The following is a 15,187-nucleotide window of genomic DNA, read 5'->3' on the forward strand; positions in this document are numbered from 1 at the left end:
GCCCGATCCGGCGAGCACCCGCAGCCCGGCCACGATGTCGCCGGATCGGGCGGTGAGCGCGCCCTGCTGCTTGCGGTAGACCGATTCGGCCCGTTCCAGTCGGCGCAGCAGCGGGCCGACGACCAGCCCGACGGCGGGCACGCCCACCAGGATGCAGAGCGCGAGCATCGGGGAGATCGACCAGAGGACCACGGCGATGACCGCGTACGCGACGACCGCGCCGACCCCCGGCCCGGTCAGCGTCAGCACCTGGGCCGACCAGTCGATGTCGGAGCCGCCGATGGTGGCCACCTCGCCGGCGGCGACCCGGCGCGGCAGCACCGCGCCGATCCGGGACAGCTGCCGCAGCACGACGGCGGCCGAGCGGGCCTTGGCGTCCTCCCGGATGAAGGTCATCGTGCGGTGCCGCATGATGCCCAGGTAGGACAGGCCCACGCCCGCGACGATGATCGCCGCCACCCAGAACACCAGGGCCCGGGTGTCGCCCGCGCGCAGCCCGTCGTCGACGGCGCGCGCGATCAGGTAGGGCCGGACCGACAGCCCGATCATCCAGGCCGTCCCGAGCAGGCTGCCGCGCAGCACCCGCCAGGGCTGGCAACGGACGAGCCACCAGAGGTACCGCATCGGACCCCCGATATCCGGAGTGCCAGGGTCGGAATGCGGAATCTGCGGGGGCACCCGGCCACGCTACCGAGCCCTTCGCGGGCCCATCGACCCGTTTCCCGGCAGGCGCCGAGATGTAAGCAAGGGCACCTTCCGTTCCTGTCAGAGGGGCGAGGCAGAATCGCATCTGTGCTGGTGGCGGTGGTGGCGGATGAGCGGGGTGGGGGAGAGCTGCGTCCGCTGGATGCCGCCGGCCGGCCCGTCGGCCCGACCGAGATCGTCAGCGACCTGGCCGTGGCGGTGGCCACGCGGGAGGCTGCCGAGCATCCACGCTGGGTCTGGCCGACCGCCGGCGCGATCTATCCCGCGTTGCTGCGAGCCGGGGTGCGCGTGGAGCGCTGCCACGACGTGGAGCTGACCGAGGCGCTGCTGCTCGGCCACGCCGGCCGCTGGGGTGAGCCGCGCTCGTTCGCCGCCGCCTGGGCCCGGCTCACCGGCGCACCGGTGCCGTCGGACCCGCCGCCGCGTCCGGCCGCGCCGCCGGGCCACGGGCAGGGCGCGCTCTTCGACACGATGCCCGGCCCGGCGGGCCCGGGCATCGACGCCCTGACCCGGGTGTACGCGGACCAGCTCACCCGGATCGCCGCCGCCGAGCATCCGGGTCGCTTCCGGTTGCTGGTGGCCGCCGAGTCGGCCGGCGCGCTGATCGCGGTGGAGGTGGGCGTCGCCGGGCTGCCGTGGCGGGCCGAGGTGCACGACGCCATCCTCGCCGAGCTGCTGGGTGAGCCGTCCCCGGTCGGCGGCCCACCGCGCCGGCTGGCCGAGCTGGCCGCCCGGATCGCCGACGCGCTCGGCGTCCGCCGGCTGCACGCCGATTCCCCGGCGGAGCTGCTGAAGGCGTTCGCCCGGGTCGGGGTGGAGCTGCCCAACACCCGGGCCTGGGTGCTGCGCGGGGTGGACCATCCGGCCGTGCCGCTGGTGCTGGAATACAAGGAGCTCTACCGGATCTGGACGGCGCACGGCTGGTCCTGGCGTGAGCAGTGGGTCCGCGACGGGCGGTTCCAGCCGGAGTACGTGCCCGGCGGGGTGGTCTCGGGCCGCTGGGCCACCCGGGGCGGTGGCGCGTTGCAGATCCCGAAGGTGATCCGCCGGGCGGTGGTGGCCGACCCGGGCCGGCGATTGGTGGTCGCCGACGCCGGCCAGTTGGAGCCTCGGGTGCTGGCGGCGGTGTCCGGCGACGCCCGGTTGGCGGCGGCGGGCGGGGCCGGTGACCTGTACGCCGCCCTCGCCCGGGACGCTTTCGCCGGTGATCGGGCCCGGGCCAAGGTGGCCCTGCTCGGCGCGATGTACGGGCAGACCGGCGGTGCAGCGGTGCCCGCGCTGGCGGTGCTGCGGCGCAGCTACCCGACGGCGTTCGGCTACGTCGAGGCGGCGGCGCGCACGGGTGAGGCGGGCGGGCTGGTGCGCTCGTGGCTGGGGCGCACCTGCCCGCCCGGCTCAGCCGGGTTCGGCGACCCGGACGAGGCCGCGACCGACCCGGATGGCATGGCTGATCCGCAGAGTCCCCGGGCCCGCGCCGCGCGGTCCCGGGGTCGCTTCACGCGCAACTTCGTCATCCAGGCCACCGCCGCGGAGTGGGCCTCGACGCTGCTGGCCACGCTGCGCACCGAGCTGGCCGGCACCGACGCCGAGCTGGTCTTCTTTCAGCACGACGAGGTGGTCGTGCACTGTCCGGCGGCGCAGGCCGAGGCGGTGGCGGAGGCGGTCGGTCGCAGCGGTGAGCGGGCCACCGCGCTGCTGTTCGGCGACACTCCGGTGCGGTTTCCGCTGGATCTGTCCATCGTCGACTGCTACGCCGACGCGGCATAGCGGACGATTTTCCTATTTGCCCCGCTACCCGAGGACGGCCGCACTCGTTGCATCCGGTGTCCGTAGGACGGGACGGACCGGGCACCGCCGTGCCCGGTCCGCTCCACGGTGGAGGGGGCGCAGCTGAACCGCATCGCAGGAATGATCATCGCCGCTGGCGGGGGGCGCCGCATCGGTGGTCCCGAGGCGCTGCTGCACCAGGGGGAGAAGCCCCTGGTCAACCAGATGATCGACACGATGACCGAGGCGGGCTGCGAGCAGATCGTGGTCGTACTGGGCGCCGCCGCCGAACAGGTCCGCGAGACCGCCGACCTGGGCAGGGCCACGGTGGTCATCAACAAGGCGTGGGGCACCGGGGTCGGCTCGTCCATCCGCGCCGGCCTGGCCGCCATGGACGACGAGGGGATCGAGGCGGTGGTGGTGGTCCCGGTCGACATGCCGGGCCTGACCGCCGCCGCGGTCCGGCGGGTGGCCGCACTGCCGTACCCGGACGTGCTGGTCTGCGCCACCTACGACGGGTTGCGCGGCTACCCGATGCTCTTCGGTCGCCGGCACTGGCCCGGCATCGCCACCCTGGCCAGCGCCGACGTGGGCGCCCGGCCGTACCTGCTGGCGCACAAGGACCAGATCGTCGACATCGGGTGCGACTCCGTCGCCGACGGCAGCCGGGTCGACACCCCGGAGCTGATGGCGCTCTACGGCCTGACCGTCCCGCCGCAGCGGATCGGCGTCTGAGCCACGGACCGCCCCAACCGCGCTCGCCCGCTGCGACGCCGTCGACCGACCGACTGTCCGTTGCCGGCCGTAGGCTCGGCGGAATGGCCCGCCCTCCGCTCGACCTGGTGCCGGCCGACGTGCCGGCCGAGTCGCTGACACACAACACGCTCAACGGGGTGACCGGCGGCATCTGGCGTACCCGCCGCGGCGACCGCCCGGCGGTGCTGAAGCTCGTCGCCCCGCCCGGCCGCCCCGGCCCCACCCACTGGGCGGGCAGCGACGACCCGGGCCACTGGAACTACTGGCGGCGCGAGGTCGAGGCGTACCGCAGTGGTCTGGCCGGCGCGGCGTACCCCGGACTGGCCGCGCCGGCGCCGCTCGCGGTCGACGAGCGGCCGGACGGCACGGTGGCGCTCTGGCTGGCCGAGGCGGTCGGCCGACCCGGCACCACCTGCTCGGCGGCCGACCTCGGGGACGTGGCGGGCCGGCTCGGTGCCGCGCACGCCGGCTGGCTCGGCGACCCGTCGGGGTGGACCTGGCCGGGCGGCGGGCGCACGCCGCAATGGCTTGCTCGGGACTGGCTGCGTGACTACACGCTGAGCCGGCCGGTGCCCGGGCCGGTGCCCTGGGACCATCCGGTCGCCGTCGCCGCGTGGCCGGCGGCGCTGCGGGCCGGGCTGCGGGCGCTCTGGGAGCGCCGGCATGAGGTGGTGGCAGCCACGGACCGGCTGCCCCGCACCCTCTGCCACCACGACCTCTGGCCGATGAACCTGGTGTTCACCGCCGCCGGACCGGTGCTGCTCGACTGGTCCGGCATCGGGCCGGGCCCGATCGGCGAGGACGCGGCCAACCTGGTGCTGGACACCTTCTTCGACGGGCTGGTCGACGTCGCGCTGCTCGACGAGGTGGCGGCGACCGTGGTGGACCGTTACCGAGCCGGCCTGCGCGGTCGCGTCGCCCCGGCGACGGTCGCCCACGCGGTCCGGCTCACCGGGGCGGCGAAGTACGCCTGGCTGGCCCCGCTGATGATCACCCGGCTCGGCGGCGCGACCGGGCAGACGTACGACCGGCGCGACGAGGCGGAGATCATGGTCGGCCGCCGACCGGTGCTGGAGCTGCTGGTCCGCTGGGCCGCCACAGCCCTCGGCTGAGCCGACCGCGTGGTGGCCGGTCGGCGCCGCGAGCGTGATACCGCAGAGGCATATTGATGACTGTGTGGTATCACGCTCGCGATGGTTGGTGCCGCCCGACCGGGCGGGCACACGCGGCGCCCGTCAGCCCGGCGTCTGGTCCAGCCGGCCGGTCTCGACCAGACGCCGGTACCAGTGCGCGCTGTCCTTCCAGGTGCGCTCCTGGGTGTCGTAGTCGACCCGGATGATCCCGAACCGCCGGTCGTAGCCGTAGCCCCACTCGAAGTTGTCCAGCAGCGACCAGACGAAGTAGCCCCGGACGTCCGCGCCCTGCTCGCGGGCATCCGCGATGGCGGCGATGTGCCGGCGCAGGTAGTCGACGCGCCGCTCGTCGTGCACCCGGCCGTCGGCGGACACGACGTCGTCGAACGCCGCGCCGTTCTCGGTGATCATCAAGGGTTGACCCGGGTACTCCTGGCGCAGCCGCAGCAGCAGCCCGGTCAGCGCGGCCGGGTCGATGTTCCAGCCCATCGCCGTGTGCGGGCCGGGCTGGGGCAGGAAGTCGACGTCGTCGGCGCCGACCCACGGTGAGTGCGCCGAGGCGCCGTGACCGTCGGCGTCCGAGCGGGCCGACTGCCCGTCCCAGGCCCGGACCAGGGTGCTGGAGTAGTAGTTGACGCCGAGCACGTCCAGCGGCACGCCGGCCACCTTCTCGTCACCGTCCCGGACGAACGACCAGTCGGTGACGCTCGCCGTGTCGGCCAGCAGGTCAGCCGGGTACGCCCCGCCGAGCATCGGCCCGAGGAACGACCGGTTGGCCAACGCGTCGATCCGCCGCACCGCGTCGGCGTCCGCCGGCGAGTCCGACTCCGGCCGGATCACGTGCAGGTTCAGCGTCACCGAGAGCTCGGCGGTCGGCGCCAGCTCCCGGACCACCCGGCCGGCCAGGCCGTGCGCCAGGTTGAGGTGGTGCACCGCGGCCAGTGCGGCCGCCGGTTCGGTACGCCCCGGCGCGTGCACGCCGGAGGCGTAGCCCAGGTACGCCGTGCACCACGGCTCGTTCAGCGTCGTCCACGTGTGCACCCGGTCGCCGAGCGCGGCGACGATGCCGGCCGCGTACTCCTCGAAGCGCAGCGCGGTCTCCCGCACCGGCCATCCGCCGGCGTCCTCCAGCTCCTGCGGCAGGTCCCAGTGGTACATCGTGGCGACCGGGCGGACCCCGCGCTCCAGCAGGCCGTCCACGAGCCGGGAGTAGAAGTCCAGGCCCGCCTGGTTGAAGCGACCGGCGCCGCCCGGCTGCACGCGCGGCCAGGAGATGGAGAACCGGTACGCGCCCAGGCCCAGCTGGGCGACGTGGTCCAGGTCCGGCGACCAGCGGTGGTAGTGATCGGCGGCCACGTCACCGGTGTCACCGTTGTAGGTCCGGCCCGGAGTGTGGCTGTAGGTGTCCCAGATGGACGGACCCCGGCCGTCCTCGCGTGCCGCGCCCTCGATCTGGTACGCCGCCGTGGCCGAGCCCCAGACGAAGCTCTCCGGGAAGATGCGGGACGTCATCGCGCCGCCACCTCCGCCCCGGCCACCACACACTGGTACGTCGACGAGACGCCCGCCACCAGTTCGGCGGTGGCGACCCCGTCGCGGAAACTCACCTCGAACTCCGCGCCGGGCCCGTTCCCGGGCGCCGGTATCCGTACCCGTTGACGTTGCCCCTCCGCCGGTGTGTAGAGCCGCAGCTGCACGCCGTCGGCCCAGTCGTAGTCGGGCCGGTCCGAGCGCGAACCGAACGGAATGACCGCGCCCGGCCGGGCGAGCACCGGCACGCTGTCGAACCCGTGCTTCTCGGTGACCCACGCCGGGCCGGTGAGCTGCGCGCCGGTGACCAGGTGCGTCCAGGTGCCGGCGGGCACGTAGAAGGTGACCTCCCCGTCGGCGCTGAGCACGGGCGCGACCAGCACGTCGGAGCCGAGCATGTACTGCCGGTCCAGGTGCGCGACGGCCGGGTCGTCCGGGAACTCCAGGATCATCGGCCGCATCATCGGAATGCCGTCGCGGTGCGCCTCCTGCGCCGCGGCCGCCAGGTACGGCATCAGGCTGAGCTTGAGCCGCGTGAAGTGCCGCAGCACGTCGACCGCCTCGTCGTCGTACGCCCACGGCACCCGGTACGAGCCGGAGCCGTGCAGCCGGGAGTGCGAGGAGAGCAGCCCGAAGGCGATCCACCGCTTGAACACCGCCGGGTCGGGGGTGCCCTCGAAGCCGCCGATGTCGTGGCTCCAGTAGCCGAAGCCGGACGCGGCCAGGGACAGCCCGCCGCGCAGCGACTCGGCCATCGCGACGAACGTCGACTCGCAGTCGCCGCCCCAGTGCACCGGGAACTGCTGCCCTCCGGTGGTGGCCGAGCGGGCGAACAGCACCGCCTCGCCCTCCCCGCGTTCGGTCTCCAGCAGCTCGAAGACCGCCTTGTTGTAGAGGTACGAGTAGTAGTTGTGCATCCGCTGCGGGTCCGAGCCGTCGTGCCACACCACGTCGGTCGGGATGCGCTCACCAAAGTCGGTCTTGAAGCAGTCGACGCCCATGTCCAGCAGCGCCTTGAGCTTGCCGGTGAACCAGCGGACCGCGTCCGGGTTGGTGAAGTCGACCAGCGCCATGCCGGCCTGCCACTTGTCCCACTGCCAGATGGACCCGTCCGGGTTGCGGACCAGGTAACCGGCCTGCCGGCCCTCCTCGAACAGGTACGAGCGCTGCGCGATGTACGGGTTGATCCAGACACAGACCTTCAGGTCACGCTCGTGCAGCCGGCGCAGCATCCCCTCCGGGTCGGGGAAGGTCGCCGGGTCCCAGACGAAGTCGACCCAGTGGAACTGGCGCATCCAGAAGCAGTCGAAGTGGAACACCGACAGCGGCAGGTCCCGCTCGGCCATCCCGTCGACGAACTCCGTCACCGTCTTCTCGTCGTACGAGGTGGTGAACGACGTGGACAGCCACAGCCCGTACGACCAGGCGGGAACCCGGGCCGGGCGGCCGGTCAGCGCGGTGTAGCGGCGCAGCACGTCCTTCGGGGTGGGCCCGTCGATGACGTAGTAGGTGAGCGACTGCCCCTCGACGCTGAACTGGGTCTGCGTGACGACCTCCGAACCGACCTCGAACGACACGTGCTCGGGGTGGTCCACGAAGACGCCGTAGCCGGCGCTGCTGAGGTAGAACGGCACGTTCTTGTACGCCTGCTCGCTGGCGGTACCACCGTCGGCGTTCCAGATGTCCACGGTCTGGCCGTTCTTCACGAACGGGCCGAACCGCTCGCCCAGCCCGTACACGGTCTCCCCGACACCCAGCGCGAGCCGGTCGTGCACGTGCCGGCGGCCCTCGCCGTCGGTGACGATGCCGACGCTGCGCCCGGTGGACGCGGTGATGAGCCGGTCGCCGTGCCGGAAGTCGACCCGCCATCCGTCGACGAGCGCGACGCGGGCGGTCAACTCGCCGGTGGTCAGCGAGGCGCTGATCCCGCTGATGTCGACGGTGACCGGGTGCTCCTCGTCGGTCCTCAGCCCGAAGTGGGGCTCGCGGGGCAGCCCGCCGCTGTGGTGGCCGATGGTCACGCCGACCACGCCGGGAGCGGGGGAGAAGAACCGGACGGTGACGACGGGCCGGTTGAGGGTGTCGCCCCGTCCGTTGATCTGGCCGGCGGGCGCGAAGACGGTGAAGCCGCGCTCGTCCGGCTCGACCGATTCCACCGTGCCGGGTCGCAGCACGGTGACCCCCGGGCGCAGTTGCCAGTACCCGTCGGTGAACTTCACTTCTCGGCTCCTGCCGTGATGCCGCGCGCCAGAGTGCGCTGGAAGATGAGGAAGAAGATGATGGCCGGCACGAGGCTGATCAGGGCGCCGGCGTTGGTGGTCGGGGCGTCCATCAGTCGGTCGCCCTGCAACGACGCGAGCGCGACCGGGATGGTCTGCGTCTGGTTGTCGATGAGCATGACCAGCGGGATCAGGAACTCGTTCCAGGTCCAGATGAAGAAGAAGATGAGCAGGACCGCGAGGGTGGGCCGCAGGTTGGGGAAGACCACCCGCCACAGCACGGTCCACTTGCCCGCCCCGTCCAGCGCGGCGGCTTCGAGCAGCGACCGGGGGAACGTGCTCAGCACCGAGGCGAGCAGGTAGGTGCCGAACGCGCTCTGGATCACGGTGAAGATGATGATCACTGAGAGCCGGGTGTTGTAGAGGCCGATCTCCTTGGCCACGTAGTAGAGCGGGTAGATCAACGCCTCCTGCGGCAACATGTTGGCCAGCAGGAAGAGCCCGACGATCCAGAGCCGGCCGCGGACCCGTCCGATGCCGAGCGCGTACGCGTTGAGCAGCGATACGACGACGCCGAGCACCGCCACGGACCCGGCGATGAGCGCCGAGTTCCACAGCTTCAGCGGAAAGTTCACCGTGGTCCAGTACGTCCGCAGACCCTTGGTGTAGAACTCCGTCGGCCAGCTCAACGGACCACCCGACGAGTAGTCGGTCGGCGACTTGAACGCGTTGAGCAGCATGAACGCGAACGGCACAAGCATGGCGAGCGCGGCGAGCGTGACCAGGGCGAGCACCACCCAGCGGGCGGCGCCGCGGCGGTGCCGGTCGCGGCCCGGCCTGTTCCGCAGCGGAGTCACCACCGCGCCCTCGGTCGGGATGAGCGTGACGGCCATCTCAGAACCCCCGGTCCCGGCGCTCGCTGCGGGCCTGCATCCAGATGAAGACCACGGCCACCACCACGATGATCAGGGTGAGCACGGTGGAGATCGCGGAGCCGTAGCCGACCTGGAGCTTCTTGAAGAACGTGTAGTACGCGAAGTAGGACGGCACGTTGGTGGCGTTTTCCGGGCCGCCCCGGGTCAGGGCGAAGATCGGCCCGAACACCTTCAACGCGGCGATGGTGCAGGTCAGGGCCACTACGAAGGTCTCCGGCCGGATCTGCGGGAGGGTGATCGCCCGGAACCGGTGGACCCAGTTCGCGCCGTCGACCTCGGCCGCTTCGTACAACTCCGGGTCGACGCGTTGCAGCGCCGCCATGAAGACGACCACCGGGTAGCCGATCTGCACCCAGATCATCACCGCCATCACGGCGGGCAGCGCGGTGTCCGGGTCGCCGAGCCAGTCGTGGCGCAACGCGCCGAGACCGACCGCGTCGAGCAGGCTGTTGAACGCGCCGTCGGGGCGCAGGATCCAACCCCAGACGATGCCGGCCACCACGACGGGCAGCACCTGCGGGAGGTAGAACGCGGCCCGCAGCGCGGCGGCGGTACGCGGCCGGAACCGGCGGCCGATGACGTCGAAGAGCACCGAGGCGAGCACCAGCCCGAGCAGGGTGGGCACCACCACCATCGCGACGAGCATCGCGACGGTGTTCCGGAACGACGCCCAGAACACCTCGTCGTGCAGCAACTGCTGGTAGTTGTCCAGGCCGATGAAGGTGGGGTCGCCGACCCCGGACCACTTGGTCAGCGACAGGTAGCCGGTGCCGACCAGCGGCGCGCCGATGACCAGGATGAAGAGCACCGCTCCGGGGAGCAGGTAGAGCCAGTACGCCGCGTTGCGGCCGCGGCGGCGTCCACGGGCGGGCGGCGGTTGGGTCGCGGTCGCCGCCGGGACGGCGACGGTCTCGGAGACTGCCATGGAGGATCCTTCCCGGTGGAGCGGGCGGGCGCCCCGGTCGTGCCGGTCGCGCCCGCCGCTCGCCGTGTCACTTGCCGGTGATCTCCTTGACGCCGTCGGCGTACGGCTTGGCGATCGAGTCGAGGACCTGGTCGGGCGACTTGGAGCCGTTGATCAGGCCCTGGAAGCCGGAGACCAGCACGTCGTAGTAGCCGGGAACCGGCCAGTCCGGGTAGAACGCCAGGCCGTCCTGCTTGCTCACCGTGTTGAAGTCCTCGATCAGCTTCCGGTCCTTGGGGTCGCTGATCTTCGTCGGGTCACCGGCGACCGGCACACCGCCGTTGTTGCCGATCAGGTCCTGGATCTCCGGACGCAGGGTGATGTCGATGAAGTCGTACGCCAGGCCCTTGGCCTTGCTGGTCTCCGGGACCACCCACAGGTTGCCGGACGAGCCGGCCTGCAACGTGTTGCCGGGGAAGAGGAAGGTGTCCCAGTTGGCCTTCATCTCGGCCTTGAACCGGCCGTACCACCAGCTACCGGAGACGATCATCGGGGTCTTGCCGCCGATGAAGGCGGTGCCCATGTCCTCGGCCTTCAGGCTCGCCGAGTTCTTCGCGATGTAGCCCTTCTGCACCCAGTCCGCGAAGGTGTCCGCCCCGTACTTCAGCGGGTCGGACGTGAAGTCCACCGGGTTCTTGTAGAGCTGGTAGTTGTCGACGAACTGCCGGTCCGCCTTGGCGAGCGCCAACTGGTAGAAGAGCTGACCGGCCGGGTACTCGGCGCCGGCCATGCCCAGCGGGGCGACACCCTTGCCGACGAAGGTGTCCATCGCGGCGGTCATCTCCGCCATGCTGGTGGGCACCTTGACGCCGTACTTGTCGAAGAGGTCCTTGTTGTAGTAGACGGTGACGTACTCGCCGTAGTTCGGCACGCCGAACCAGTTGCCCGAGCCCATCACGCCCTTGTCGCTGTAGCGGGCGGTGGTCTGCAGGCTGGGGCTGAGCTTGCCGGCCCAGCCGCGCTTGTCGGCCTCGGCGCTCAGGTCGCTGAGCAGGCCCTGGGAGGAGAGCAGGCCGGCGGTCGCGTTGCCCTTGTTGTACTCCATGATGTCCGGGCCTTCGGACGAGTTGATGATCATGCCGGCGTTCTGCTGGATCTGCTCGAACGCCTTGCGCTCGAAGCGCACCTCGACGCCCGGGTGCTCCGCCTTGAAGATCTCGATCGCCCGGTCCCAGGCGACCCCCATCGCGCTGTTGGCGCTCTCGTAGTGCCAGAGCTTGAGGGTCTTGGCCCCGCTGTCGTCCCCGCTGTCACCACCGCCGCACGCGGCCACGGTGGTCGTCGCGGTCGCCGCCAGGGCGATCGCGGCTACGATCCGGCGGAATCGCTGCATTGCTATCCTCCTCGTTGAGTATCTAGCCGGTACTTCACTGGGCCCGTCGTCGCGTTGCAGCGCGGCGGCGGGCCGTTTTGGCAGGTCAGCCCCCACCGATCGGCGGTCGACCGGGTGCGTCCGGTGCTGGTCGTCGTGGCACGGCCGTCGATCCCCGGGTCTCCAACGCGCACGGCAGCAGTTGCTGGTGGCGCTCGTCGCCGGCACCGTCCAGGTGGCGCAGCAGCGCCTCGATCGCGATCCGCCCCAGGGCCGAACCGGGCGAGGTCATCGCGGTCAGCGCCGGGGTGGCCAGTTCGGCGACCTGCGGCGAGGTGACCATCGAGACGACCGAGACGTCGTCCGGCACGGAGAGGCCTCGGCCGGTCAGCTCGCCGAGGATGCCGAAGATCGCGGTCTCGTTCATGGCCAGCACGGCGGTCAGCTCCGGGGCCTGCGCGAACGCGGCGGCCAGGGCGGCCCGCCCACCGGCGGCGCTGTCCTCGGCCGGGATCATCACCGGCTCCAGGCCGTGCCCGGTCATCGCCGCGACGAAGGCGTCCCGGGTGCGCAGCGCGGGGCCGTAGCCGCTGGCCAGGGTGGCGGCCGAGTGGTTGACGTAGACGATGCTCCGGTGACCCAGGCCGACCAGGTGGGCGACGGCCTCGCGCACGGTCTGCTCGAAGTCGATGTCGACGTAGGAGAGCCCGCTGGTGTCGCCGGTGCGGCCGATCAGCACCAGCGGGACGCCGGCCTCCCGCAGGACGGTGACCCGCTGGTCGGCGAGCTGCACCTCCATCAGCACGACGCCGTCGAGCATCCGCTGGCTGGCCAGCCGGCGCAGGTCGTCGAGGTCGCCGCCACCGACGGGGGAGAGCACCAGGTGGTAGCCGGCCGCGCTGGCCGCGGCGGCGGCGCCGGTCACGAAGGCGGTCTCGGTCGCGCCCAGGCCGCGCTCGTCCATCGGCATCAGCAGACCGAGGATCCGGCTGCGCCGGCTCGCCAGGCCGCGGGCCATCGCGTTGGGCTGGTAGTCGAGCTCGGCCATCGCGGCGAGCACCTTGTCCCGGGTGGCCTGGGAGATCGGGCGGGTGCCGGTGAGCACGTACGACACGGTGCTGACCGAGACCCGGGCCAGGCGGGCGACGTCGTGCATGGTGGCCACCGCGCACCTCCTCCGGCCTGGCGTGGGATCGCTCCCGCGGAATCGTCGAAGCGTTTCGACGAAGCGTTTCGACAGACGCTAGGCCACCTGTTACGGCGACGTCAATAGCCGATGTCGCTCAGCCGCTGCCGTTCCGGCAGGGGGCTCAGGGAAGGTCGAACAGGGTGGCGGCGCTGTCCCAGCACACCGCGCGCAGCCAGTCGTCGCCGAGGTCCAGTCGGGCCAGCCCGGTCAACTGGTCGGCGTACGGGTAGGGGATGTTCGGGAAGTCGCTGCCCAGCAGCACCTTGCCGGCCAGCCCCAGCTCGCGCAGCCGGGGCAGCTCGTCGGCGGGGAACGGCACGAACCGGTCGAAGAACGGGGTGAACGCCATCGTGGTGTCCAGCCGGACCCGCTCGTACCTCTCGGCGAGGTCGAGGAAGTCCCGGTAGTCGGGGGCGCCGAGATGCGCCACCACGGCGGTCAGCCGAGGGTGACGGGCGAGCAGGGCGGCGAACGGATCCGGCCCGGTGTGCGTGGTCCCCACCGGGGCGTGCCCGGCGTGCACCACCACCGGCACACCCGCGTCGGACAGCATCCCCCACACCCGGTCCAGTGCCGGGTCGGTCGGCGCGAACCCGCCGACCTGCACGTGCACCTTGAACAGCCGCGCGCCGCCGGCGAGCGCCTCCTCGACGTAGCCGGGAGCGTCCGGCTCGGGGAAGAAGGTGGCCGAGGGCAGGCAACCCGGGGTGTCGCGGGCGAACTCCAGCGTCCAGCGGTTCAACTCCGCGGCCATGCCCGGCCGGTGCGGGTACGCCAGCGCGCTGAACGCCCGCACCCCGAGCCGGCGCAGGTGCGCAACCCGGTCCGCGTCGCTCCACCGGTAGCGGATCGGCCACTGAGTGCCGACCAGCGGCCCGGCCGCGTCGAAGTACGCCCACACCCGGCGCAGCAGCCGCGGCGGCAGGAAATGCACGTGCACGTCGGCCAACCCGGGCAGCCCCAGCGCGCGCCAGAACTCCGGCACCCGCTCGTCGGCCACCGGCGGTGACTGCGGCGCCGGGTCGGTCATACGTCGATGTTGAACCGGTGCAACACCGACGGGGCGATCAGGCCGGCGGTGGCCAGCACCGACACGACGGTCAGAACGGCACGCAGGACGATCACCTCCGTCTTGCTGCCGGTGCGCAGGGCGATGCTGTTCGGTAGGCCGATCATCGTCCACATGCGTCGGCGGATCGGGATCGGCCAGAGGATCGGCACCCCGGCTTTGGTGATCATGTCCCCGAGGATGTGCACGAAGCAGCCCACCCCCATGGCCACGCCGATCAGGGGGTACCCGCGTCCGCCCGGAAGGTTGGCGAAGGTGAACCACGCCGCTCCGGCCGACGCGAGGGTCACGATCACCCAGCCGGCCCGCTCCGCCCACTCGTCGAACAGCCCGCGCAGGGCCAGGCCGAACATGAAGAAGAGGATGGTGATCACCGCCCATTTGCCGTACGCGGTGCAGAGCGCGGTCGTGCCCCAACCCACGAGCAGCGTGAACGGGATGGTGTGGGTCAGCGTGCGGTGCCCGTTGTTGCGGCGGGGGTCCCTGCTGAGCTTCGTCGCGTAGTAGACCCCGAGTGAGATCTTCTCCATCACCTCGGCGACGAAGAGCGAGAAGACCCCGAAGGTACGGGCCACCGTGGCGCCGCCCTGGTTGCGGGTCACCTTGCCCGACAGGTCGAGGTCGGGAAAGAGCGCCCCGCCCGCGCACACCGCCGTGCCCACCGCCAACGCGAGTGGCGACTGCTGGTAGTCGGCGAACTGGTCCAACGCCCAGGACCCGGCCAGCCATACCGCCGCGCCGGACAGCGCGTGCGACGGTCCCATCATGTCGGCTCACCCTCCCCAGGGATCTTGAGCGCCAAAACTACGCCACTGTAGTTAGCGTCGACGCCGCAGGGGCACCACCCGAACGGTCCACAACGGACGGTGTCAGAGCGCGGGGGTGAAGCTCTGCCGGATCATCGGCAAGTATGTCGCGTTGACCTGCCAGTCGAACTCTTTTGTCAACCACGAGACGGTGAAGGCGCGCCCGGCCGAGGTGTTGGCCAGCAACCGGAAACTGTGCACCCGCTCGCCGGCGGCGTTCTCCCAGCCGCACTCCCAGATCGCGCCGCCCTCGAAGAAGTCCAGCGCCGAGATGTCCACCTTGCGGTAGCCCGGCAGCGACCCGCCGCCGGTGAGCCGGGCCTCCTCGGCCTTCCAGTACGCCACCGGGTCGGGTCGGGACGGCCCCGCCTCGACGCTGAGCACCCGGGCTCCGTCGGACTCCCGGAAGCAGGTCGCCGCCCCGTCGGTCCAGCGCAGCCAGCCCACCGGCGCGGCGATCCGGAACCCGGCCGGATCGTCGTGCCACGTCCAGCCCTTCACGAGCCGGTACCGCGCGTCGGCCGGCGGCGGCACCGACGGCACCGGCGTGGCGGTCGGTGGCGGGGGCGCCGCGCAGGCGAAGGCGGCCGGCCGGGGAGTGGTCTCGCCGCCCCCGGCGCCGGACGGTGGCGTCCGCCCGTCGTTGCGGTTGACCAGCGCCAACGCGACACCGCCGGCGGCGACCAGCGCGGTGACCGCCCCGCACAGGGCCAGCAGCCGCCGACGCCGTCGACCCGGTCGCGCCGCCGGGTGGTCGCTCGCCGCCGCCAAGTGGTCGGTCGGCGCCGGGGGCGGCGAGACC

General features: G+C 72.0%; 11 protein-coding genes and 2 pseudogenes. 3 read left to right on the top strand and 10 right to left on the bottom strand.

Features of this window, described 5'->3' with window-relative positions:
* A pseudogene (locus EAD98_RS25045) lies at nt 1–624 on the bottom strand (ABC transporter ATP-binding protein); the annotation flags it as partial.
* Nucleotides 625–762: 138 nt separating this feature from the next.
* Here EAD98_RS25045 and EAD98_RS25050 point away from each other — a divergent pair.
* The 3 genes from EAD98_RS25050 (at nt 763) to EAD98_RS25060 (ending at nt 4,340) form a co-directional block, all read left to right on the top strand.
* Nucleotides 763–2,472, top strand: a complete 1,710-nt coding sequence (locus EAD98_RS25050) for a bifunctional 3'-5' exonuclease/DNA polymerase (RefSeq protein WP_121656458.1) — start codon at nt 763–765, stop codon at nt 2,470–2,472.
* 141 nt (nt 2,473–2,613) lie between these two features.
* Complete coding sequence (locus EAD98_RS25055; RefSeq protein ID WP_121656449.1) at nt 2,614–3,207, top strand: NTP transferase domain-containing protein; 594 nt, start codon at nt 2,614–2,616, stop codon at nt 3,205–3,207.
* Between the two features lie 83 nt (nt 3,208–3,290).
* Complete coding sequence (locus EAD98_RS25060) at nt 3,291–4,340, top strand: phosphotransferase (protein WP_121656450.1); 1,050 nt, start codon at nt 3,291–3,293, stop codon at nt 4,338–4,340.
* A 123-nt stretch (nt 4,341–4,463) separates the two neighbouring features.
* Here the strand turns inward: EAD98_RS25060 and EAD98_RS25065 are convergent, their stop codons facing one another.
* The 9 genes and pseudogenes from EAD98_RS25065 to EAD98_RS31060 all read right to left on the bottom strand — a co-directional run.
* Complete coding sequence (locus tag EAD98_RS25065; RefSeq protein WP_121656459.1) at nt 4,464–5,873, bottom strand: GH1 family beta-glucosidase; 1,410 nt, start codon at nt 5,871–5,873, stop codon at nt 4,464–4,466.
* Complete coding sequence (gene yicI, locus EAD98_RS25070) at nt 5,870–8,110, bottom strand: alpha-xylosidase (protein WP_121656451.1); 2,241 nt, start codon at nt 8,108–8,110, stop codon at nt 5,870–5,872. Before yicI ends, EAD98_RS25065 begins: the two co-directional genes overlap by 4 nt.
* Entirely contained in the window at nt 8,107–9,003 is an 897-nt protein-coding gene (locus EAD98_RS25075; protein WP_121656452.1) for a carbohydrate ABC transporter permease, read from the bottom strand. The genes yicI and EAD98_RS25075 overlap by 4 nt, the downstream gene beginning before the upstream one ends.
* A 1-nt stretch (nt 9,004) precedes the next feature.
* Nucleotides 9,005–9,970, bottom strand: coding sequence for a carbohydrate ABC transporter permease (locus EAD98_RS25080; protein WP_121656453.1), 966 nt, complete (start codon nt 9,968–9,970; stop codon nt 9,005–9,007).
* A gap of 67 nt (nt 9,971–10,037) precedes the next feature.
* Nucleotides 10,038–11,342 (bottom strand): ABC transporter substrate-binding protein, encoded by a 1,305-nt coding sequence (locus EAD98_RS25085; protein ID WP_121656454.1) that lies wholly within the window; start codon nt 11,340–11,342, stop codon nt 10,038–10,040.
* An 85-nt stretch (nt 11,343–11,427) separates the two neighbouring features.
* The gene (locus EAD98_RS25090) at nt 11,428–12,477 is read right to left on the bottom strand and encodes a LacI family DNA-binding transcriptional regulator (RefSeq protein WP_233583967.1); all 1,050 of its coding nucleotides are present in this window, start codon (nt 12,475–12,477) and stop codon (nt 11,428–11,430) included.
* 154 nt (nt 12,478–12,631) lie between these two features.
* The gene (locus EAD98_RS25095; RefSeq protein WP_121656456.1) at nt 12,632–13,540 is read right to left on the bottom strand and encodes an amidohydrolase family protein; all 909 of its coding nucleotides are present in this window, start codon (nt 13,538–13,540) and stop codon (nt 12,632–12,634) included.
* Nucleotides 13,537–14,346, bottom strand: coding sequence for a metal-dependent hydrolase (locus tag EAD98_RS25100; RefSeq protein WP_121656457.1), 810 nt, complete (start codon nt 14,344–14,346; stop codon nt 13,537–13,539). Before EAD98_RS25100 ends, EAD98_RS25095 begins: the two co-directional genes overlap by 4 nt.
* Before the next feature lie 102 nt (nt 14,347–14,448).
* Nucleotides 14,449–15,187: pseudogene (locus EAD98_RS31060) on the bottom strand (hypothetical protein); the annotation flags it as partial.

It is taken from the genome of Micromonospora sp. CV4, from assembly GCF_003667455.1.
Classification (GTDB): Bacteria; Actinomycetota; Actinomycetes; order Mycobacteriales; family Micromonosporaceae; genus Micromonospora.